Below are 23,506 nucleotides of genomic sequence, written 5' to 3' on the forward strand. Positions count from 1 at the left end.
TTGAATTAGGGATTAAAGCACCCCATTTTCGGGAGCGATATGCAAACTCATTCGGTAATCGAAGAAGACTTCAGGTTTTTTCAACCGTGTATGATAGTTAATCCACCGCTAATTGGGTTCTTCTGTACAGTTGGTGTCAAGCGACTTTTGGCGCCTTGGGATGTTAATGGCTAAGCAGCCATCCAATCCAGTCCGAGTAACAGACATCCTTTAGGTAGTTTTGTAGCGCAACGTCACATCAAAGTTACCCGGAGAGATGTGCTTGTCCGACGGATGGTAAGTATCGTCGGCAGGTCCAAGGCTGCCAAATCAAAGAGGCCTCTTGAGATACATTTGCTTTGGCCAACCGTTCATCTTAGTCGCCGGATGGTTATGTTTCATTTTAATGGATCACACGGCGTTCTCCGCAAGCTGGGCTCACTCCGTGCCAACCCCAAACTGACATATCTGTGTTTCGGTCGGGGCAATTTGGTTACAGCAAGTTAAACCCTATCTTGGTGGAAAAATGTTGCCACACGTATGGATCGGTGAAATAGCCAGGATGTCCGCCTGCCGGGACCAAGAGGTTCCTCTTTGACTTGCTAACCGGCGCCTGTTCAAGCCCGTTAAGTTCGTCGAGCTTCTCAATATAGGTACCAACAAAGTCATCAGTTCGCCCGATATTGTACCAATTTATCGGCTTACCTGCGTTGTGGAAGTCTCCCGGTTCAATTTGAAAAGCTCTAGGAAAATACTTGCGATAGAGATGCGTGACCGGTGAACCCATTGTGACCAAAGTAACCTCGCAATCTTCGAACAGATCATCGGCCAGTAACCGTCTGAGCGCGCGTGTTGCCACCACTGTTCCCTGCGAATGGCAGATAATAGTAACGTGTTTGGGCTTAACTCGACCCATCATGAACTCGCAGACACGCTCAAACCGACCTTCTATCTGCCTGCGAGCAGGAAAATTCAGCAGATCATTCTCGGCATCAAACGACAAATCCAATGCGTTGTTGTTCGCGTAAACCACAATGTCCCGAAACACACCCAATCCACCCGCGACCAGATCGCGCATCTGGTAAACCACCAACGCCAAACCCAACAAAAATGCCGGCACAAAAGGTAAGAAAACTTTGCCGATGACACCATCGCTCATCCAGCTGAGATTCACATCAAAAACCCGAAGCGCCAGCATGGTTGCAAACGCCAGAGTTGAAGCCGCAAAAACTCCTTGAAAGAGCCCGTTCAGCAGCACCCGCCCGACCGACGGCTCCGCGGTTGTGGCCTCAAACAAAACATCCCTGCTCAGCGCCCGCTGAACCAAAACGTAAATTCCACAAACAAACAAAATTAGAAGGAAAGCCACCCCAATTGCCATAGTAGGAGTTATCATTTCGACGATTGCCACGAAGGCTTCGGGTAATACCCTATCTGGACCGTAACTGTGGCTTGCGACTGTGATTGTCTCAGGCAGGCCTTCTTCTATGTCTATAAGGTGCTCTGCGTCGAGCGTCTTGGCGCGGAGGTTGTCGGTTGCATTCTGAATGGCCACCCAAAAGGACGAGGCCGCAATCATCCAAAGCAACAATAGCGCGGAACAGATTGGGGCATATATTCGGCGTTGCTGAGAGGGCGCAGAGTCCTGAATATCGCTGCGGTCGCGCGCCCAAGCTACGTAAACAAAAAGGCACAGCAACACCGATAGCCCCCAAAGGACCGAAAGTAGCAACATCAGACAGCCAATGAAAAAAAGCAACTGGTTTGCTTCGCCGCTAAATTGGTCAGAAGTAATAAGATTGCAAAACGTGCTGTTATCCATCGAGCAAACAGAACTAGCCAAAGTGGCCTCGGGCAGAAATGGAACGAAGAACAAGATTAACAAACCCCACGTGCCCGTCCCAACGCCAAATTGACGCCATAGGCTTAGTTCCCATCGCGTATGACCAATTACACGACCGAAAAGAATCGTCAGCATGCCCGTGGCGGCAACGACGGCTTCTGCTGCGGGCAGGATGAACAACCCAATCAACCCAAGCACCATCAGCACGACTGTACAGTACCCGAACCATTTCCATAAGGGGTCTTCCACCTTTCGCCGATTGCAAATAAATCCGAGTACGAGGGCCACGACCGCAACCCCGGCAATTGCCTGAGCGAGACGTGGCTGAACCCAAGAACCCATGAAGCCTTCCGCCTGGATCTCGTTGAAATCGACCAGAGAGCCTTCAAGCAGAAGCACCAGAACGCCCATTAACAACGCCGCGTTGAGCGCAACGACCCCGCCGATCAACGCCCACAGAAACCATGTGACGAAACGATAACCGCCGGGAGCGCCGGTATTGGCTGCGTTGTCGAGCGCTAAGTAACCGATCGACATCAAGACCTTGATCAGATCAAAGATCGTTGCAAATGCGCCCTTAGGCTCAGGCGAAATGTCGGCCCAGTAGACCTCGGCCATGACCGTTTTTACTTCGCTTGTTTGGGTGTCCTGCTCGCGTATGCGCTTGACGTGCATCGGAAATTTCTTTTGAATCCCTTCACGCCGAGGATCTTTGCCTTTTGGGCGAACATGAATTGGGGTTTGCACCTTTTGCTTTTTGCCGCCCGGATAGGTGCGTTCTTCCATGACCGACAAACCATCATATTCTGCAAAGTGCGTTTCAAACAGGTTCACGATAGTTTCGTCAGCAATCGCCGGCGGCTTACCATTCCGATTATGCTCTTCCAGAGCACCGCTCAGCACATCGCCGACTGTATCGCCCGGCAGTTGGTTTCCAATCCCATGCACGCAAAGAACCAAATGGTCTGGTGAGGTCTTTTTAGTCGACATGCTTCACCTACTGTCAATTAACTAAATAATGATTCAAATTCTAAACAAAGCAGGCAAAAAACTCTACACAAATGTGAACTTAATATTATCTCATTCCAAAAAAATTACGCCAACGCAATTATCATCATTCCAGCCGGCTGCAGCCTTCCTCGGTTATCCGTTTGCGCCCATAATGAAGGCAAACATTCCAGGCATGGTTAGTTTTTTCAAAGGAGAAAATACGTGACACCAAGAGACCTAAATCCTTCACCTTGGCCGCAGTAACCCTCATAAGTAGCAAAGTCAGAAACACGTTAGAAAAAGGCAAACAGCTCTCGAAGCCTTTTCGTTTCGACAACTCTGGGGATTGGCCACTTAATACGTTGGGCTGGCGGAATTGCTCCAACTAAACAGAATATTTTGCAGTTCGTTTTCTGAAACCGTCTGCCAGCCTGTCAAATATCCGCACATGGTCCGCCTCTCACACGTTCGACCTTCACGACAACGGAGCGCGCAAAGAGCTCTTCGAGCGGTAGCCGGTCGTCGCCTCGTGAGGCGGATGGCGTAATGAAGTTGGACCGGGTTTTCGCATGTTCTTCATGTGTCGAGAAACGATCGAATTCCAAGCGCCGATCAAACCAGTCCTCGGGTTCTCCGGTTAACATGTCTGAGATTTGGGCAAGGCTCAGGGTGTCTGTTGGGCTGTTGCTGCTCATGATATGAATTCGGTTCTGGACTTCCTTGTCGGAAATCGCATCGATCAGCTTGAGCAGGGTGACTGCCCGGCGGCCTTCGGCCAAAGCAAGATTCAACTGTTCTTTGGAATGCGTCGGGTTCTTGTCTTTCCAGGTGCGGCTGGCCAGCCCAATGATGTCCAAAGTCAGTTCGGCATCGTCACTGCCCAAGTTGCGATCACCATTACTTTTCAGGCATTGGCCCAGATGCTTGGCGATGCGGCTGAAATAGGTGCCTTCCTTTTCTGACCCCAGCGCCGGATCTTTGAAATTCGATTTTCGCGCACCAAAGACAAAGGCCATTTTCAGGGGATTATCATCATAAGCTTTGATGTCTTTCGGTTCCGTGAATTTCACTTCATCGTTGAAGAAGGGCAAAATCAGTGTATCCGGCCAACCTTTCCCGGCGGGTGCGCCATTGGGCAGGAGAAGGTTGGTTATCCAAGTGCTGGGTTGAACCTCTGAGGATGGTGTATTTTCTTGCAGCTCATGCAGGATAGGCAGGACAACCGCTGCCGGGCTGTTCCCCAGCGGTATTTCTTGTTCGATAAGCTGCGCCAGTTTCTCGTTTGACGCTGCAATCCTGGCCACCAGGTCAGTTAGCGCCTCGAGCTCGTCCTGATCGAGCAAGTCCACCTGTAATGGGTTCGGGAATTTAGTCGACGGAGTGAGCGAGTTTGTCCTTGGCCATGTCAGGCGCATAGTATCCGCTATCGACAGTTTTTCGGCAATCACAAGCTTTTCCGCCAGGGACTGTTGAATGCGGCCAAAGGCAGCAACGAAACGAAGGCCATCGAACTCAATTGGGTCGGTCACGGCCAACAACTCTTCCATCTCGTCGCGCGCTTCTGCAATCTCAGGGTCCGTCTCGGGGGACCAAACGGCAGTTGATGCCCCGCTCAGATTTTCAGCAATTTTCTGAAGGCCTGAGAATATCTCTTGATGCACTTCTTCTTCACCCAGCGCATCAAGAACCTTGCCCGCGTGATGGATACGCAAGGTATTGTGATTGGGATCTGTTGCCGTGCAATCCAGCAAGCCATGATCGTCATCCGCGTGGTTAGTGGGGATAACACGGATCACCAGATCCCGAGGCACAACTTGAGCACCGATTTCAGGGAATATCTGCTGTATCCATCCCGCTCGGCTTATCGCGGATGGCGCTAAGTCGCGGATGAAGTAATCGGCTTTCGTCGCAAAAACCAGACGGCCCCTTGCCAAAACACATGGAGGTGCCTCAGGTAAACGTGCCACAAACAATCGGTGCTCCATGTCATCCGAAACTGTATTGCCGAGAATACGATCCCATCCGAAAAAAACTGCAGATGGTATCGCCAAGACGGCGAAGTTGAGCGCAACAACAATAGCAGTTCGCTGGAAGTTCTCATTTCTCCACTGAAATACAGATTGGTCCTTGTTGCCCGCAGAGTTCGCTCCGTATTCTATTGAAGGGAACTTCACAGCTTCATCCATCAAGCGTCTGTCCAGAAGCATCTGAAACGATTTCGCCACCGATCTTTTGATCCATGAAACTAGCCGTTTCACGGTTTTTAAGGTTAAGTTCGTTATCTGCGGATCAGACCTGTGTGGCGTGATGATGTGTCGAATTTGACGCGCCGTGTGCGTACGCAGTGACGTCATCTTCTTCCTACGTGATGAAAAGCCCACCCAGATCGAAAAGGCCCAGCTCGCGACAAAGCTTATAACTAGGATCGTAATTGAATTATCATGCAGTAATTCTGCATTGTTGCGCGCTAGAATGCCTTTCACAAGTATCGTGAAAGCTGCGGCCACAAACATAGGGTATAGCCGTAGAAGTGGACTGCGTTCGATCGCTTGCGAAACGAGGCGTGACTGCTGTTCAGCGGCATCTTGATTTGGGGCGCTGCAGAAGTCGTTTTGCAGGCTTTTGAGGTTGCCCTCACTTTTCTGTAGAAAACCACCGAGCTGCTCGCAAAAGGATGCGCCGTTCTTGCACAGGTCCACAATCTCTTGTGGCTCAACATTACGGTGCTTGTTTTTACCGCTGTCTTCAGGAATATCCGCTTCGGCCTTTAACTGCTCAACGGACCCCGAAAATTCTTGCCTCACCGTATCGGCGAAGCTCCGAAAGTCCTGCAAGTGTTCCTCGGCCCTTTGTGTTTTTTCTTGCTCTTCCGAAAGTGTTTTTATGGCAGTTTCGGCGTTCCGGCTGATCCTGCCGAAGTTACCACGCAGTTGATTCACATAGGTTTGGCCGTCCATTTCTTCGGCAACCCGTTTTGCCGTCAGGTGGTCCACTAGTGATTGCAGCTCTTCCTCCAATGACTTGCAATTCAGGCGAAAGAACAGACTTGTATCGTTGCTCTCTGGCTTTTCGGGTGCTCTTTTCAAATCCCGAATCTTTTCAAGCAATTCATCCGGCTCTTGCAGTGGGAGTTTGGATTTGTTTTCAACGAGAAACCGTGCACCATCGCTTGGAAAGATGTCGCGTATGATCTTTTCGGACAGCTCATTCAGCGAATTCATCAGGCCTTGGATTTTGCCTGCGAATTTCTCGTGGGCAGTCTTGTAGCGTTGTTCCTGCGCTTGCAGGCGTGCCTCGGCCGCGTCCAATTCTGCTTGTACTGCCGCTCCACCGGTTTTTGCCTCGCTGATCGCTGCGTTAAGGTCGTTGATGGTCTGTCGGCAATTGCTTAAATCGGCCTGAGCCCTGTCCAGCAATTCGGTAAGCGCATCGCGTTCGGTTTCCGGCGCAGATTCCAGCTTCTCCCTATGTTCATTAACGATTTCTTCGAACTGTCGTTCGTCTCGTTGTATCCGTGCGCGTTCATCAGCACTGGCTTGGATTTGCTGTCGCAAGGTTTCGATCTTCGCGCGATGCTCATTAACCTCGTCGTTGGTGTTCTTGTGCGTTTCATAGTCACGGTCAAAATCGTCGATGTCCGGCAGCAGATCTTCGATGATTTTCTGAACAACCTTTGCTTGGTGTATTGTCTGTTGCTCAGGGCTGCCTGCCTCGAATTTGGCATCTCGAAAATTGATAATCTTTTCCAGAGTTTTTAAAAATGTTTCAAATTCATCACGTACCATATCGAACTCCCCTTTTTCGTTCTTTTACTCCGTCTTGTTCAGGTCTTTCAGAAACTGTCGGGCACGCCGAAGACCGGCCAAATAAAGAGATGTCTTCTCGGGACTCGACATGACAAAGTTCAACCAATTGGCCTCGCCCGGATCAATGGGCGCGATTTCCACCGGGTATTTACGATGCTTCAGGTTAACGTCGCTTTTGTTCTTTTTTTGCTCATCAAACCGCTCCCGCAGCGCCGTGTTTTGAAGCCAGATTTCACGGTCACGCTGCAGTCGGACAGCCGTTGCGCAGGCGATAACATCACCGGTCAGATCCGACAGCTTTCTGCGCTGCGAAACGTGCTGTTTCTCGCCACTGCTGATCAATGGCACTACGACGGTTGGAACGTCGGGCATCAGTTTGCGAAACGAGTCACTCGGAAGATTTGAGGTTAGCCCGCCATCGAGAAAAACGAATTTTTCCAGCTCTGAGAACCTGCGAATCTGATCCTCTGAAAACAGACCACGAAGTTTGTCTTTAGCGAATGCGGGCCAGGTCTTTCTATCAGGTCGCATAACCACCGGTTCAAAAAACGCTGGAATTGACATCGATGTTCGCACCAACCGCGCGGGCGAAGTTTTGCTGTACTCGTCGCTTAGCAGGTTCAAGTCTTGCGGAAATTGCATCTTCAGACCGACTGGCATCGCCGTCGCAACCAATTGAAGCAATTCGATCCCGGGGTGATCTCGTTCGGAATCCAGGGTATTGAGAATTGGACCGTCATCTACCCGACCAGGAAATTTGGCTTCTGCCTTGCGCTGGTCCTCAGGGTCTTTTCCAGTGCGTAGCTCCTCGAGGTCGTTCCAAATTTCGTCCAGGGCTTGATACATATCCTCGATAGATTTGAAACTGAGATCGTCCAAAACGGACTCCATCCAATTCTCAAACGCTTGCCCTGGGTTCAGACCTCGGCGATCACGGAGTCTGCGTACGGCGGCGAGCAAACCGAACCAACTGTGGAATTGGTAGATCTTAGGTTGCTTGAGCGCCTGTTTGATAAACTTGCGGATCGGTCGCGGGCCGTCGATGAAGTGATCCATTGGAACTGTTTCGGTAAGGTCTGCCAGCCGTTCTGCGGTTGCACGGGTCAGGTCGCCACCACGTATCGCGGCAATGCCCATGGCGATGATCGATCCGGCCGAGGTTCCGGCCAATCCAGCAAAGCGTACCCCCGCCGCCTCTAACCCGGCGACAAACCCGGCATGCGCCAGACCAAGCGTTCCTCCGCCCTGTAAGATCAGATTGCAAAGTCGATAAGTTTCTTCGACGTCCGGTGAGGGCTCAGAAAAGATTGAACGAATATTGTGGCCACCATTTTCGGTCTCGCTCTTAGTTGTTCGAAGCCAAAAAAATCGATCGATTCCAAGCAATTTACCGTGGCCATTCGCCCCCGATCCGGCCAGAGTTTGTAATTCAAATTCTGACTTGATTTCGATTAGAAGTCTACGGACTTCAGGTTCCATTAGAAGTTGCATATTAACTCATATAAAAAAGATCTTCATTGTTGGTTTTCAATTCGAAAAATCGTGTTTTTCCCTTCTTATCAAAGTATTGGAGACAATAAATCATCTAGTGATTCTGTAAAAATATCTCTTTCAAACGGCAATCAAAACCGAAGGTGTTAAAATGTAGCTGCCTTAGATTTTTCAAGGAACCCCTTGTCTCACAGAAACATCTACTTACGATCGAAACTGATTCCCCCTCCCTGAGCAAGTGATTTGTGTGACCGCAGTTAGTCGCCATCACTCAAACCAATAACGAGGCCACAAATGCGACCAACGCTGGCAGCAGACGCATTATCAGGATAGTATTCCCACGAGCTCCCGAAACACCAACGGCAGCTGTAATTGAAATTAGAAACAGGACTACACTTTGAGTAAAAGTTTGATACGGGGCCGGTAGCCAGAAACTCAAACAAAGCCCCGCAGCTATCGATGCGTTATAGGACGAAATACTACGCCCCAAAAATGCCGTAGCCTCAATATCCTCTTCAGAAAAATTTGTGAGCTTCTTGCAAATATCTGACCAACGGAACCATTGTACGTACGCAAAGAAAAAATGCCCTCCAATGACACCTGCTATTGCTATCCAATAAACGTAAATCATATCATCCTCTTAGGTTTAGTGATCTTCTTCGAGGCATCATCTGTCGAAAGAAAACTTGCCCCAAATCGCATCATCGCACGAACGAACTGAGTTCTATTTGAGCAACTTGACTTAAGAAGAATGGATTTGGTTTGTGCGTTTACTGTCGCTACAGAACGACCACGGCGGTCCGCAATTTCGGGATTGGTCAAACCTTGCCCTATTGCGTTGACCAGTGACGTTTCCGCTGATGTCAAACCAAATGCCTGCTGAACTAGGCGTGTATTGCACGAAACAGGGAGCCCGGTATCGGTACTACAGAGTATAAAACCGTCAAATACCTTGGATCCTATTTCGCCAGATTTATGGAGTGGTGAAAGCTCGATGCAAAGGGGCTCCAACAAGTGGCTAACGATACTCTCCTTACGTGGTCGAGCGCCGAACTTGCCGTGTTGATATAGGTCGGACATCAGGCTTTCCAAAAACTTTTGCCCAAGACGATCCGTGATGTTCAACTTTCCGTCCGGGCTAACTCGGAATGTGCGATAAGTTTCCTGTTGTCGCTGAAACTCCTGATTTCGAGCCACAATCATACCTCTACCATCAAGAACACAAATGCCTATGTTCAAGCAGTCGATGGCTGAAAGTACACCCTGGTAACGTTCCTGCAGTTGCCGCATAGGAAAACTGAGGTCGAGAGCTTTTGCGATGTGGGGCAGGAGTTGGGCCAAGTATCTCCTCTCTACTTCGTCTAGAGGCTCCCTGTTGGCGTTTAATTGAACCGAAAACAGGGATATCCATGGATTGTCTTTATTCAATATTCCGGCCGCGCGATGGAATATTCCAAGATGCATTAGTTTTTGAACGTGTTCTTGGCTTTTTAGTTCCTTAACCGACGGCGCAAGAAGAGTGTCGTCAAGAAGTTCAATCTCGTCGTGATTTCGGGTTTGTTCCCGTAAAACTTCCTGATCTTTGGCTTCAAGATGTTGGCACTTTACAAGATAGGTGTTCAGTGCAGCACCTGTATAAAAGCCAGAATGAAACGGTGCGGTCAAAGACAAATCCCCATCGTCTTGAGACCATTCAAATATTATGCTTCCCTGCGCTCCTACGCGATCCACCAGCTGGTCAAGGACACTCGTCCAAGTCAATGGGTCGGCAATTGCATCATAAATTTCAAGCGTAAGATTTCGAATTCCTTGGGTCACAATGAGTTTCCATTTTTTCAAATATCACAGACCATCTTAACCTCAAAAACGAATATCGGCATAGCCCATTTGGGTGATGCCCTTTGTTTGATCGGGCGTAGAATCAGTTCAACAAAAAGGTAACTAACCCTGCAAAATTACATCAAGTGTGCTAGAGTGTACACTTACAGATGTGCAAAATTTCAAGGACTATACAGCAGTATTCCGGGCTGAAAGTCTGTGGCAGATTGTTTCGCCAATATTTTTTTGAGGGAGGAATTAAGTTATGGGAAATTCAAGAAAGCGAGAAAACGACATCTCAAATATGCATCCTGCAGTTAGGGAAAACGTCTTAGCCATACAGGCTCAACTAAAGAAAGAGAATATTCCATTCGAGGTTTTCGAAGCATTTCGCACCCCAGAGCGCCAAGCAGACCTTTATGCGCAAGGCAGAACGAAGCCAGGCACCAAGGTGACCTGGGTTGGACCGTGGCATTCGATACATCAATACGGGCTCGCTGTCGATTTCGTCCTAAAAGAGAACGGTAAATGGAGTTGGGATACCACTGGCCACAAGGAGGCTTGGTGGGACCGGATGCATGTGCTCGCAAAAGAAAATGGAATGACGCCGATCTACAACTCAAAAGGCAAGCTCATCGAGAAACCACACATTCAGATTCAAGGAGTAAAATCTCGCGACCTGTACAAAGGTGTTTACCCGGTTAGCGGAGACGAAGCCTGGGCGGATCGCCTCAACGAACTGATCGACAATTGGAGTGGACACCTGCCCTCCCCGCCCCGGCCTTCGATCAATCTGGGCGCACCCGCAATCGACACGGATTTGATGGCATCCATGGAGGCTGAGTCACCGGCACCGATACATTCTTCGACGAATTTGGCCGAAAGAGATCTCCGTTTCCAAAAGCTCCACGAATTCATCAAAGACGCAGAAGGCGGATTCGTAAATAATCAGCACGACAAAGGTGGTGCCACAAACTTTGGCATTACTAGGAGCACTCTGGCGGAGTGGCGCGAAACAAACGTAACGGAAGAAGACGTTGCCGCTATGGGTCAGAAAGAGGCCGAGGAGATCCTCTATACAAATTACTACATCAAATGTAAGTGCGATAAATTGCACGATCGCGTTGCAATGGTCGTCTACAACATGGCGGTTCACTCAGGGTCAAAGGTGGCTCAAAGAACTGTACAACGGGCCTTCAATGAACTTGGCATGAAGGTCGACGGCACTACGCTGGAAGAAGACGGTATAATCGGTCGGATCACGTTGAGCGCGATCAATCAGACCGACCCGTCCGTGCTTTCCGAGAAATACCTTGAGCTATACGAACAACGCCTGCGCGGTCTCGAGGATTTTGTCATCTTTGGGGCCGGTTGGGTAAATCGTGTCAACAAGCTGCGTGTCTTTTTGAATACTTTGCCGGAGGGAGAGGGCAAACGTCCTATCAAAATTATGAAAGTTAAAGAAAGAGACTTGGACATTGAAGCTGACGACATCCTGAGAATTGCACTGATGGCTTTGACAGGTGGGAAATCCGTGGCCGTTAAGGCATTGGCCATAGGCATTCTGAAAAAGAGACTCGAGAGAAAAGTCGACGATGGTGATGACAAATTCAATTTACTTAATGCGGTTTTAGACGAAAAAATCAACGCCTCGTCGGATGAAAAAGCAACTGCTCAGCCTGCTGCAGCTCTCGAAGAACTGACACCCGTCAACAATGCACTTGGACCGATGATTGGCAAGTTGTTGGACGGTAAAAAGTCCATTATCGGCATCGTCGGCCTGGTCGCCACTGCCGTGCTTCCGCAACTCGGCTTAAGTTCCTCTCAACCGCAACTGCAACAACTGCTTGCCGATGGCGACAAGACCACCATGTTTACTCTGTTCTCGCTGTTAACAAGTTGGGGCTTTCTCGGTAAAATTGACAAAAAATTTAGAGATCTAAAGTAGAGCATGTGACCGATAGTACCGGTTTGATCTTGTGTTGGCCACAAGATCGCCGGAAACAATTCAACATGATCTGAGCCTGAAGTATCGATCCTGGGCCACTGATGGCTTTCCGGTCAACATTTGACGAAACCATGTCAACACTCCATTTTGTTGAAACATTTTATTCTGTAGTGCATTTGGATTGCTTGAAACTGCACCAAATTAGCCTTCTCCCCAAAATGGGTTCAAGCCCCAAATAACTTTAAGGTTCACCGATTTAACATAATGGCGCTTATCCTACTAAAAAGCAGCGCGTCGGGATTGGCTTCCCACGCGCTGCAGTTTTGTGAGTAAAATTCACAATATCAGCCGGCTGGATAATACCGGATCAGTGGGCTCCGAACGGGGTCGCCGCCATCCCCACCTCCGCACTTGATCCGCCCCACCGTGCGGCGTCTCCTGCGGTCCCCGCGCTTCATTGGGTCCGGGTCCCCGGTCGTGATCCGGCCCTAATTGACCGAAACCACTCAGATCAGGAAGTCAGGGCCTCCGTCTCCGTAGTCTTTTCAATCTCAGGCAGAAACTCGGCGTGGTGCATTTCGATGTATCGCGTAATCCGAGCGTTGCTGATGAGTTTCGAAACGTATCCGCGTGCCAGAACCAGATCGAGGTGATCGGTTCCGTAAGTATCTTCAACCAATCGCAGCTCACGTTCCAGATTGGCAGATGCACGTTCCATCAGCTCCAGTTGTTGGCGGGAAACACCTTTCGCAGCCTTAGGTTTCTCGGGGTTGACCAACTGACTTTCCGGAGTTGCTGCCAAGAGAGAACGTGCGTAGTTCACAGTGTATTTGTTCATTGTCATCATCAGTTCGGCAGCCTCGATTTGATGCAGCGGCTTCATCTTTCTGAGAATTCGAAAACTCGTCAGTGTAACCTGTTTGTCCTTCAGCAATTCGGCCGCCTCCGGACAAATCCCGTCCAGCAGGCGCTTCTTTTACTGAAGTGTTTTGATGTTGATATTGAGAGCGCGCGCCAGTCGCCCTTCAAGAACGCCACGCTTTAGAGCCATCAGGATCATTTTGTGTTCCTGGATCGTAGCGAGCCGGCTGATGCGTTTGTTGTAGGTGAAGGCTTCATCGTCGGTGGAGATCTGGCAAAGCACGTCTTTCTCTCCGCGATCCAGCAGGATCGCATGTCGGAGATGCCCATCAAGCAAAATGTAGTTTTCAGGGTCGGATTTGTCAGGCGCAATGACCAAAGGCTCGACGAGACCAATTTCCCTGATTGATGCAGCAACCTGAGCGTACTTGACCGTCTCCTTTGTTCCTTTCTGAACGGCGTATAGCGGGCAGATACGATCCAGCGCGATCCGAACCAGCTCCTTTTCGAACGCCAGTTCGATGGGTTTTTCCAGCTTATCGCGCGTCATTGTATCTCTCCCGTCCTTGAAGAAAGCCTGTCCGTTAGCTTTTTGGGAAGTGTCGCAAGACCCTCCGCCCGCAACAGCGTCACGAAATTCTCGTCGTTCAGAAAAGTCCGAAGAGCTTCTGTGATGAACATCAGTTCATTGCGGGTTACCGTCGCCTTACGAAGCAAAACCTGCTTTTTCTCAACGTCATTTTGGTATGTGCGCAGCAGGCTTTGGACGGACAGTGATCGCCTTTGCCGTTTGTCTGTACCAATCTGCCCTTTGCCATGTTTCTGGCGAGCTTCTCGCCAAACGTTTTGCGGCTAGGAGTTTACCACCGCGCAGTAGATTGTTTTCGTAAGCCTGACGCAGAATGACCTGAATATTGCTGTCCTCCGCATCCGCAATGTCGACGGCAACACTCACAGGAATTTTGCCACTTTCTACTGCTCTGAGCAGCCGGTGTTCACCCCTTTCCAGCAACCGGAGAACGCCCCGCACATATTTCATTGAAAGATTGGTTTTTTGTGCGATCTCCGCGTCTGAGTATCCCCTGTTTTTGAGGCCTTTGATGTCACGAAGCAGATCCAGGGCCTTATGCTGGCGGCGCGCCAGATTCTCTACAAGGCTCATAACGAGGCAATCTTCGTTACTTGCAGAGATCACAATTGCAGGGATTTCGTCCTGGCCCAGTTCCTGAAAAGCTTCGAGCCGCCCCTGACCGCATACCAGATCATAGCGAAGTCCATCCTCGCTATCTCTTCTTGCAACCGTGATAGGCCGTTTCAGCCCCAGCTCTGCGATACTGTCGACCATCGCCTCAAAAGCCTTGCAGTTGCGAATGCGGGGATCAATGACTGAAATCAGATCAATGGGAATCATTTCCGCGGTCTGAGAAGCACGGTCAGTCATCAGGCGACCTCCGGAATTGGGACCTGAACCGCCATTTCAAACAACAGAGTGAGTGTGTCGAAACGGTAGGCGTCAAGTGACAGGCCGTTGTTTTCGGCAAGCCGAAGGCGTGGCAATGTCATGTCGATACCCGGGAGAAGGTAATAGTCGAGTGGTTTCCTGTTGGGCCGATCCATCCGGACGGCAACAGTGATGTCGGGTTTCAGACTCGTGTCAAAGCGGATGTTCCAGCGGAGAGACCCGGCGTTGGTTTCGTGACATCGCACAACGACGAGCGACGCAGTGAACTCGTTGTTAATTGTCAGAAGATCCGTAACGGGATCCCGCTCCACATTTCCGCCAACCTCGCCAATTCCTGCGATCGTATGTGCAACAATGTCAGGGTGAATGTCCCGCAGGCGTCTGTTGATTTCGACATATCTGTAATCGCGATCAGGCTGAAAACCGACAAGCTGATAAGCGCGAAGCAGGCTGCCAAAGCGCGTACGGTACGAACCGCTTGAAGGAAGCGTGTCTGCTTCGTCGATGATCAGGCCCGATAAATACCCTGAACCTGAAGAATATCGCGTAAGCCTTCCAGCATTTCATCATCAGTCAGTCTGGCAGATCTCGCGACGATGATTGCTCCTGCTGCAGCAAAAAGCTCGGGATCGACAATCGCCTCGAACGCACCCTTTGCCCTGACCCAAATATCCGGATCGTTTTGAACGCGATGTTTCTTCAGCTTGAAAGACCTGCGGTTCCAGACGTTATTTCCGATGTATTTCTCATTGATCAGTATCTGATGCACGGTGCCACGGGTCCAGCCACGCTCCAGATCAGTTAGAATTCCACGGGAATTCAGGCTTTCTGCAATGTCCGCTTCCGACTTCCCATCGTCGACAAAAGAGCTGAAAATCTCCTGGACAATGGCAACTTCCTCCGCGGGGCCCGGAACCAGAGTTACCCTGTCCGTCTGAATACTCTTGTGCTGCCCCCGTTTGAGAATGCCTTTGGGTTCGCCATGTTCGTCAATCAACATGCGTCTCAGACCGAAACCGGGTGGCCCGCCCTGCCGATACCCTCTTTCAATCAGACGACACTGTCCGATGAGTACTTTCTGAGAAAGCTCCCGGCTGTACTCGCCAGCCATGGCCCGCTTAACACCTTTGACAATTGTCGAGACCGGGCTGCCGTCGTTTTCGAATTGTTCAGTGCAATACACGACGGAAATGCCGGTGCGTTTGCAGATGTACTCGTAGTAGGCGCTTTCGTCAGCATCCTGAAAGCGGCCCCAGCGACTGATGTCGTAGACGAGAACGATTTCGAAATCGGAACGCCCGGACTGGATATCATCGATGAGCTGTTTCAGCCCGTCGCGCCCCTGAATGCGCAGGCCACTTTTTCCTTCATCCGAGTAAGTTCGAACGATGTTGATACCTCGTTGTCGGGCATACTGGGCAATGGCATCAGACTGGTTCTCAACTGAATAGCGCTGATGTTCCGTCGACATGTGCACGTATTGCGCCCCGCGGATGGCGCGCCGCGTTTCAGGAGCGTCGGAGCTCTCGTCAAATTCGTCGCACCAGCTCAAGTGCAATGCACCTCCATTCGTCGAATTACACAAATGTTGGGAATGGCCGTGATTCCTGTGTGCCAGAGCTTAATCGCCGGAATTCGGAAAAGTGTTTCCGAAGGTGGGCAACACTTTTCCAAAACAGGACATGGGCAGATGAACAAATTAGACTATCGACTGGAATTAGCGGCGGCGCTGAAACGCGAACTTGGAGGATCACATCGGGCGGTAAAGGCGTCCATGAACTGGGCAGGCGTCTCGGAGCGAATCGCAAAGAACTGGCTTGCCGGAGCCAATGGACCCGCTGGCGAACACCTGATCGAACTCATGCGGCATTCAGACGAAGTCGCTATAACTGTTATGGCCCTTTGCGGCCGAAGCGAAGTTTGCAAATCTTTAGAGCTCGCGTGTCTCCGGACAGCTCTTGTTCGAATGCTGAAAACGACGGACGAAATCATGGGGACAGAAACCTGAAAGAGCTACCCTTTCCCTGCAGTACCGTGAGTTTTCACTGAAAAGGCGCAAGAATTTCACTGTTTGGATTTTCAGGGAACTCGCCCACAAGTCACTGATCTATTTTCAGATTTCAGGTCTACGGACGTCAAGTAACGCGAAAATTGTGCAAAATCCCTGTAAAAGTCCCTGTTTTCAGTGAATTTCAGGTGAGACTGGCTAGCTGAAAACTGCCTGCACAGCCATGATTTTTCCTTTGTGATAAAGTTCGGATAAGTGCCTGATCGACCGCAGGAGGTGCATTGCTTTAGTGCAGCTTCTCCTCCAGGGGCAGGACCCACTAGGTAGGTTGCCAGCATTTCTGCCGCGTGACTTATGCGCCTGTATTTCAGGGGTGTATCATAAGCAATCCACTCAGACTGACAATCAGATGGGAATTCTTCAGCCGTAGCCGGTCTGCACAAGCTCTGCACATCTGCTGCGGATCATCTGCATGTGTTTCCTCCACAGTTGGGGAAACTACAGGCGGAGAAAGACATGCCCAAGAAACTCGTCATACGTGGCCTTCCCCACTCTCTGGCCCGCGACGGCTGGTGGCTGGCAAGCGAAAGCGGCTATCAGGTGGGCCAATCGCCACCCGCAAGGCCACCAGAAGCAGCGCGGGAGGATGACAAATGGGTGCCCCTTTTGGGCGCACTGGCTCTGTTGGTTTTAATGGGCGATCAGCTGTTCTGGGGTCATAAACCCGGCCTATCTCTGGCTATTTTCGCATGGTGTATATTTGCGGCGGCAAACCTGGACGCCTCTGATCATCGAAGAACGCTGCCCGCTGCCGGGATATTGCTGCTGATGACCTTACCTGTCCTCGAGCATGTTCAGCTGTTGTCGCTGAGCTTTCTTGTGCTGGGTCTGTTAGGCGCCATTGCCATGTTGCGCCTCCCGGACACGGTTGGCGTGCGCGCCATCGGGCCGTGGCTGGCGGCCGCCATCCTGCGCCTTATTGGGCGGCTACCAACTGCGGGTCTTCTGGATTGTGCAGCGCAGATGCGGATTTGGCGCAATCGCCACCGCCTGTCTGATCAAACCAGCCAATCATCGGTCAGGGCATTTATCCGCAACTGGGCTTTTCCTCTGGGTGGTGTTCTGGTGCTGAGCACCTTGCTCATCAGCGCCAACCCTGTGCTGGAACATATGTTGATCAGGATGCTGCACGTGGATATCGATGTCTTCACGTTGGTGTGGCGCTGCTTGTTTTGGGTTGGGTTGGGACTTTTGATCTGGCCATTCCTGTCGGCCACCGCCCCAAGCTCCGCTGTCAAACTGTCGGTGCCCAGTTGGGATAGCTCTCGCGTGTTGAATGCAGGGTCAGTGTTTCGGGCGCTGGTACTGTTCAACCTGATGCTGGCTTTGCAAAGTGTGATGGATATCTCGATCTTGTCTGGACGCGCTGCCTTGCCCGAGGGCATGAGCCACGCCACTTACGCGCATCGCGGGGCCTATCCCCTGCTGGCCACAGCCTTGTTGGCTGGCACCTTTGCCCTGGCCGCGCGCCCGTTCCTGAACCAAAACCCTGCTCTGAAGCCTTTGCTACTGCTGTGGTTGACGCAGAATGTCTTGCTGACCCTATCGGCAGCCTTCCGTCTGAACCTTTACATTGATGCATTCGGCCTGACCTACTTGCGTGTTTATGCCTTGATCTGGATGGGCTTGGTGGCGCTGGGTCTGGCAATGGTGATCTGGCAGGTTCTGCGCGAGCGATCCTCAGGTTGGTTGGTGTTACGGATAGCGGCCCTTGGTGTCGGCACCCTTTACGTGTGCACCTTTGTCAATTTCGCGGCGCTGATCGCGACAGACACTCTGACGCGTGCGGCGCATTCGGAAAAAACTGGCCGCACTGACTGGGTATATATGTGCAGCCTCGGGCACACAGCGGCCACGGCAATCGTTGCGCAGACCAAACGCCAACCGCTTCTGCATATACCCGGCTGGGCTTATGACTGTGTGCATCCGGAGCCAACACAATTAAACTGGCGCGCATGGGACTTTCGCACTGCGCGTGTGAATGGCTATCTTGCGACAAATACATATAGCGAGGCGCAATGAAGATCCTGTTGGTTGATGATGACCCCGGCCTGCGGGATCTGGTTGGTCTGGCTCTGGAACGCGCGGGGTTTAGGGTGGTGACCGCCAGCGATGGCCAGATCGCCCTGACCCACGCAGCCCGCGAAACACCCGACCTGATCGTGCTGGATATCGGATTGCCGGAACTGGACGGGTTTGAGGTCTGTCGCCGCATCCGGACCCGATCCGAGGTCCCGATCCTGTTCCTGACCGCCCGCGATGATGAGATCGACCTTATTCTGGGCCTGGAAATGGGGGCCGATGACTACGTCACCAAACCGTTCAGCCCGCGTGAATTGGTAGCGCGGGTGCGGGCCATTCTGAAACGCACTTCGGGCCCGCGCCCAACGTTCGTCATGTCCCATGGTCGGATCACATTGGACCCCGGGGCGCATACCTGCCGACTGGACGGTCAAAGCGTTCCCCTGACAGCAACCGAGTTTACGCTGCTCGCCGCATTGGTTGAGCGCCCGTCCCAGATTCACAGCCGAGCCCAGTTGATCGGCACCGTCTGGGGGACCTCATCACAAGTGTCTGACAGGACGCTGGACAGCCACTTGCGCAACCTCCGGGGCAAGCTGGCACAGGCTGGTTGCGCAAATGCGATTGAAACGGTCCACGGGGTCGGCATTCGGATTCAGGACATCACCGCATGAGGCGCAGGTGGCGCCCAAGCCTTGCCTTTGTTCTGGGCGGTGCATTGTGCGGCACCCTGCTTTTGTCGCTAACAGGGCTTGTGGTGTTTCGATACCTTGGGCCCGATCTTGGATACCGCAATGCGGCCTTTCTTTTGGGGCTGATCATTACCGCAGTGACGGCCATTCTGGGCTGGCTTCTGGTCCGACTTTTGTTGCGGCCGATAACCGCCCTGGAACGCTTTGCTACACAGGTTGCCCGCTACCCGGCCGAACCATCGCAGCCACCGGCTCATTTCGGCACGCAAGAGCTCCGGATCACCGCCCAGAGCGTGATCGACATGGCAGACACACTGCGCAACCGCGAGACAACAATCCGCAGCTTTTCCGACCATGTCACGCATGAGCTGAAAACCCCGGTCGCAACGTTGAAAGCCGCCGCGGAACTGCTGCGTGACGATGTTGCGCTATCTGACGAGAACCTGCGTCTTGTTGACCAGATCGCCAGCGCCACCCATCAAATGGAGCAGCAGATCGAAGCGATGCGCCAAGTGGCCCGCGCACGCGAAGCCCGCCACGAAGGCTCGGCTACACTGGACAATGTCGCCGACACCTTACGGAGCGACTTTCCGGGTCTGACGTTTAACCTGGAAGGCGGCCAAGTTGACCTTCCGATCGGCCCCGAAGGTCTGCTGGTGGTCTTGCGCCAAATGCTGAACAACGCGCTGGAGCATGGCGGACAGGATGTGCACCTTGTGGCTAAGATACGCGACGGGCAGGTTTGCGTGCAGGTTGGGGATGATGGGCAAGGTGTTTCCGTAGGCAACGCAGAACGTGTTTTTGATCCGTTCTTCACCACGAAACGGGATCAGGGCGGAACCGGTATGGGACTAGCAATCGTGCGAAACACATTGCGCGCACATAATGCGGATATCACCCTGGAATCTGCTGCAACTGGAACAGTGTTTTCCATCCAGTTCGACGTGTATTGATCGTCTACACCCAAGAGGTGCAACGGCCAGAGTATCACCCGGCCCGGCGGTCGCGACCATCCGAGTAGAAAACAGCAAGGCCCTTTGTTTCTACCAAAGACTGATGAACCTCTTTTTCTAGATGCTCATTCGCACACCAGAATGGTTACTCTGTGATTTGCGGCGACTTACCCTTCCACCCTGCGGCTCGCATGGATTTGGTCAAGTCCAGAACCGGTTGCGAGTCCACAAAGACCCGGCGTTTCACGGCCTCCAGAGGGAAATCAGGCCACGTCTTCGCAAACATCCGCGCTAGACGACGCGCCTCGGCGGGTTCGTCGTTGTTCCAGCGTGCTGCCATCAGATATGCGGTCGAGATCGGACCAAATGCGCCCCCTTCTGCGATGGCGTTTTCAAACGTCTCAATCGCGGACACATAGTCACCGGTATGGAACTGCGCCGCCCCCAAAGCATTGCCTAAAACCAGCCCGCCACCATCCCCACGCAGGTTTTGATACCGTTCCGCATGCGAAAGGATGCGTTGGAAATCAGATGTATAGAGGGAAATCAACGCGTCAAACTCGGCAACATGCGGGTCGTCGGGTGCCAGATCCGTTGCGCGTGCAGACAAGCTGGTAGCCCGGCTGAAATTACCGACACCGTACTCATACCACGCCCGCGCTGACAGGGCCCAGGGAGCATCCGGCGCCAACTCTAACGCGTGGGCACTGTTGCCGTCGGCAGCCTTGAACAGCTTATCCGCAACTGGAAGTTGAAACTGAAGAATAGCCAGCATGGTTTCAACTTGCGCCGCACCCGCAAAACCGCAGAAATACAACGGGTCGCGCTGGATCGCGGTTTCAAACACCAGCAATCCCGGTTGCAGACGCGACAAGTCGACAATCGGGAATATCAGATCACGCCCGGTACTGCACAGGTTCATCGCCTCAACGCGGGTTGGTGAGACATCATAGATCGTCGTCTGCTCGCGCCCGGGCACATGTGACGCGGAATTCCACAAAACCTGCGTCGTCACGATCCCAATCCCACCGAGCACAAGCGCGCCCGCAACGGCAATTGCCACCCATAATTTGCGGTTCTGCTTCGGGTTTCGACCAATTTCCCCACCCGACCGAAACTCGGGCGCATAGCGACCGACGGGCAGAGAAATCACGACCTCATCCGCCGAGCCGTCTTTTTCGTAGTAGGCTTGTAGCTTACGCCGGACCCGCCCTGCATCGACACGCACCACCCCTTCGCGTTTGGTCAAGTCATCCACTTCGTAGCCGTAGACATCCATCGCGATGGTCTTTGCCCGGATCTCTTCCGTCCGACCAGCCAGCGCCTCGGTCACGACATAGGACAGGAACGACTGCATTCGGGCCGCACCGTTGAACTCCTTCGAGGCCAGAACTCTCTCGAGCGCTGCTTCAACCTGATCCCGGGAAGGCGACCGCGGTTCAGATTGCCGATCGTTGGCGGGTGGGTCAGTCAGGAACTATCCCTTCCAGGTAAGGACTTGGCGGTATGTTGCTACGGTAACACGCGGCCTAATACGTTCAAGTCACATTCGCATATGGGCATGATTGGGCGACAAATCTAACGGACCCCGCAGCAATGACAGATGACAGTTTCTTTGCAGCACAGTTCCCAGGCGCGGCCAAACAGCTGCGTGCCCTGAGAGCTGGCGACTCAGAGTTCGACCAAATCTGCGCGGATTACCACGAGGTGTACTCCGAACTGACGTTGGCCCGGACTGAAGCGGCGATGTCGCAAACCCGGTATCTGGCGGATTTGGCCGAAAGCCTCTCGGATTTGCGCGCCAGTATCGAAAAGCGTTTGTCGGTCCAACCGGCAACGCGCGATCACGAATGAAAGGATTAACATGAGACCACTTAGCATTCTGCCCGTTCTACTGTTCAGTGCCGGTTCTGCACTGGCCCAGCAAACCCCGATCGTTCACGACGGCGAGTATGAGTTCCTGCGCGCGCAATTCGGCAAGGTTTGGGACACGCAGGATGCCGAGATCGACGCCCGACTGGCCGAAATCCGCAGCGCAAATGATGGTCAGCCGCCCAACTTTCTGTACATCCTGATTGATGACGTAAGCTTTGGTCAGATGGGTGACCGCAAGATGAACTATGTCATGGGGATCGAAACACCTCAGATCAATCAACTGGCCACCGAAGGCCTGTCGCTGATGCGGATGTATACCGAACCCTCCTGCACACCCACACGAACGGCCATGCTGACTGGCCGCCATCCGGTTCGCGCAGGGGTCGAAGAGGTCAAGGTTGCCCTGGTGGGCGAAGGCCTTCCGGCGAGCGAGGTCACCCTGGCCGAGATCCTGAAAGAGGTCGGCTACAACACAGCCCATATCGGCAAGTGGCATCAGGGCGATATCGAGCAATCCTATCCACATAATCAGGGCTTTGACTGGGCCGCCTTCCCCCTGCATCAGCAAGTCCAACTTAGCCTGATGACGACCGAGGCGATGCGGGCCAATAACATGCTCGGCTATACGCCCGAGGGGCAGAATAACCAGTTCCTGCTGGACGAACGCTTTAAACCTTTTGGTCTGGTTACCGGGGTTGAAGGCAGCACCGGCGGCCCGGCGAGCGAAATCGATATGTCTGCGGGTGAGGTCTGGACCCAGGCCAAGTACGAGGACATGAACCTGCGATATCAGCAGCAGGCATTGGAACAGCTGGAACGGGTCGCAGCCGAGGACGCGCCCTTCTTCCTGCAATACTGGCCGCTTTACCCGCTGAACTTTGTCTATCCCGATCAGGCGCTGTCGCGGAACGGCGGGTTTCATGCGGACAAGCTGCAGTTGCTAGACGGCTGGATCGGTGATCTTCTGGTCAAGCTGGACCAAACCGGAGAGGCCGACAACACGATTGTCATCCTGATGGCCGACAATGGCCTGATGTACCATTACGAGGGTACCTCGGGTCTGAACCAACTGATTTACCGTGGTGGCAAGACCCAGCATCTTGAAGGCGGCGTCCGCACCGATGCCTTCATCCGGTGGCCAAACGTTATCGAACCCAACAGCGCCGCAGGCGACATCTTTCATGTGTCCGATATCTTTACCACCATTGCCCGTATCGCCGGGGCAACCGATCATATCCCCCGCGACCGTGTGATTGACGGCATCGACCAGACGGCCCTGTTGCTGGACGGGGAAGGCAACGGGCGGCGCGACTATGTGTATGTCTACGAAGGCCCGGTGCTGCGGTCGGTGGTCAAGCAAGAGTTCAAGATGCACCTGCCCGCCCCCGGACAGCCCGGCGCGGCCGCGCCGACTTACAACATCTATCGCGACCCGCGCGAGGAACACCCTTTGGTCGGGTACTCGCTTTGGGCTGGGGCGTCTTTCCAGGACATGGTCAAACGCCACCAGAAAATGATCGCGAAGTATCCGCATTCTGAAATTGGCACAGGCCTGCCCTATGACGGCATCGACAACCTGCGCCCGGAAACGGAACTGACGCGTGAGGTGTTCATGAGCTGGCAATGAGACAGGCCCGTAGAAATCTCCTGTCAGATATTGTAATATTTATATATGACAATGATTTCGCGGATTAGTCA

16 protein-coding genes and 1 pseudogene are annotated in these 23,506 nt (G+C 52.5%); 7 read left to right on the plus strand and 10 right to left on the minus strand.

Annotated elements, in window-relative coordinates; translation table 11 throughout:
• Window positions 1-472: 472 nt before the first annotated feature.
• The 5 genes from SJY13_RS09875 to SJY13_RS09895 form a co-directional block, all read right to left on the minus strand.
• On the minus strand, window positions 473-2,812 hold the full coding sequence (locus SJY13_RS09875) for a hypothetical protein (RefSeq protein ID WP_377190520.1): 2,340 nt from the start codon (window positions 2,810-2,812) through the stop codon (window positions 473-475).
• A 434-nt stretch (window positions 2,813-3,246) separates the two neighbouring features.
• Complete coding sequence (locus SJY13_RS09880; RefSeq protein ID WP_377190522.1) at window positions 3,247-6,597, minus strand: hypothetical protein; 3,351 nt, start codon at window positions 6,595-6,597, stop codon at window positions 3,247-3,249.
• A gap of 24 nt (window positions 6,598-6,621) precedes the next feature.
• Window positions 6,622-8,097: a patatin-like phospholipase family protein gene (locus tag SJY13_RS09885; RefSeq protein ID WP_377190524.1), complete on the minus strand. Its 1,476-nt coding sequence runs from the start codon at window positions 8,095-8,097 to the stop codon at window positions 6,622-6,624.
• Between the two features lie 283 nt (window positions 8,098-8,380).
• On the minus strand, window positions 8,381-8,740 hold the full coding sequence (locus SJY13_RS09890; RefSeq protein ID WP_377190526.1) for a DUF1304 family protein: 360 nt from the start codon (window positions 8,738-8,740) through the stop codon (window positions 8,381-8,383).
• Window positions 8,737-9,927 (minus strand): helix-turn-helix transcriptional regulator, encoded by a 1,191-nt coding sequence (locus tag SJY13_RS09895; RefSeq protein ID WP_377190528.1) that lies wholly within the window; start codon window positions 9,925-9,927, stop codon window positions 8,737-8,739. Before SJY13_RS09895 ends, SJY13_RS09890 begins: the two co-directional genes overlap by 4 nt.
• Before the next feature lie 265 nt (window positions 9,928-10,192).
• Here SJY13_RS09895 and SJY13_RS09900 point away from each other — a divergent pair, with 265 nt between their 5' ends.
• Window positions 10,193-11,875: a glycosyl hydrolase 108 family protein gene (locus SJY13_RS09900; RefSeq protein WP_377190530.1), complete on the plus strand. Its 1,683-nt coding sequence runs from the start codon at window positions 10,193-10,195 to the stop codon at window positions 11,873-11,875.
• A 511-nt stretch (window positions 11,876-12,386) separates the two neighbouring features.
• Here the strand turns inward: SJY13_RS09900 and SJY13_RS09905 are convergent.
• From SJY13_RS09905 to SJY13_RS09920, 4 genes and pseudogenes are all read right to left on the minus strand, one after another.
• Window positions 12,387-12,842, minus strand: coding sequence for a plasmid partitioning protein RepB C-terminal domain-containing protein (locus SJY13_RS09905; RefSeq protein ID WP_377193601.1), 456 nt, complete (start codon window positions 12,840-12,842; stop codon window positions 12,387-12,389).
• A gap of 9 nt (window positions 12,843-12,851) precedes the next feature.
• On the minus strand, window positions 12,852-13,286 hold the full coding sequence (locus SJY13_RS09910; RefSeq protein ID WP_377190532.1) for a ParB N-terminal domain-containing protein: 435 nt from the start codon (window positions 13,284-13,286) through the stop codon (window positions 12,852-12,854).
• 186 nt (window positions 13,287-13,472) lie between these two features.
• The gene (locus SJY13_RS09915; protein ID WP_377190534.1) at window positions 13,473-14,177 is read right to left on the minus strand and encodes a ParB/RepB/Spo0J family partition protein; all 705 of its coding nucleotides are present in this window, start codon (window positions 14,175-14,177) and stop codon (window positions 13,473-13,475) included.
• Window positions 14,177-15,669: pseudogene (locus tag SJY13_RS09920) on the minus strand (recombinase family protein). Before SJY13_RS09920 ends, SJY13_RS09915 begins: the two are co-directional and overlap by 1 nt.
• A 123-nt stretch (window positions 15,670-15,792) precedes the next feature.
• Between SJY13_RS09920 and SJY13_RS09925 the strand changes: the two are divergent.
• The 4 genes from SJY13_RS09925 (at window position 15,793) to SJY13_RS09940 (ending at window position 19,933) form a co-directional block, all read left to right on the plus strand.
• Window positions 15,793-16,206, plus strand: coding sequence for a hypothetical protein (locus SJY13_RS09925; RefSeq protein ID WP_377190536.1), 414 nt, complete (start codon window positions 15,793-15,795; stop codon window positions 16,204-16,206).
• A gap of 516 nt (window positions 16,207-16,722) precedes the next feature.
• Entirely contained in the window at window positions 16,723-18,288 is a 1,566-nt protein-coding gene (locus SJY13_RS09930) for a DUF4153 domain-containing protein (protein WP_377190538.1), read from the plus strand.
• Entirely contained in the window at window positions 18,285-18,962 is a 678-nt protein-coding gene (locus SJY13_RS09935) for a response regulator transcription factor (protein WP_377190540.1), read from the plus strand. The genes SJY13_RS09930 and SJY13_RS09935 overlap by 4 nt, the downstream gene beginning before the upstream one ends.
• A complete protein-coding gene (locus tag SJY13_RS09940; protein ID WP_377190542.1) occupies window positions 18,959-19,933 on the plus strand; it encodes a sensor histidine kinase in 975 nt (324 codons plus the stop codon). The genes SJY13_RS09935 and SJY13_RS09940 overlap by 4 nt, the downstream gene beginning before the upstream one ends.
• Before the next feature lie 145 nt (window positions 19,934-20,078).
• Here SJY13_RS09940 and SJY13_RS09945 read toward each other — a convergent pair whose 3' ends face one another.
• A complete protein-coding gene (locus SJY13_RS09945; protein ID WP_377190544.1) occupies window positions 20,079-21,290 on the minus strand; it encodes a tetratricopeptide repeat protein in 1,212 nt (403 codons plus the stop codon).
• A 239-nt stretch (window positions 21,291-21,529) separates the two neighbouring features.
• Here SJY13_RS09945 and SJY13_RS09950 point away from each other — a divergent pair, with 239 nt between their 5' ends.
• Window positions 21,530-21,787: a hypothetical protein gene (locus tag SJY13_RS09950; protein ID WP_377190546.1), complete on the plus strand. Its 258-nt coding sequence runs from the start codon at window positions 21,530-21,532 to the stop codon at window positions 21,785-21,787.
• A gap of 10 nt (window positions 21,788-21,797) precedes the next feature.
• Window positions 21,798-23,435: a sulfatase-like hydrolase/transferase gene (locus tag SJY13_RS09955; protein WP_377190548.1), complete on the plus strand. Its 1,638-nt coding sequence runs from the start codon at window positions 21,798-21,800 to the stop codon at window positions 23,433-23,435.
• The last annotated feature ends 71 nt before the right edge of the window (window positions 23,436-23,506 follow it).

The organism is Ruegeria meonggei (genome assembly GCF_042768335.1).
GTDB lineage: Bacteria > Pseudomonadota > Alphaproteobacteria > Rhodobacterales > Rhodobacteraceae > Ruegeria > Ruegeria meonggei.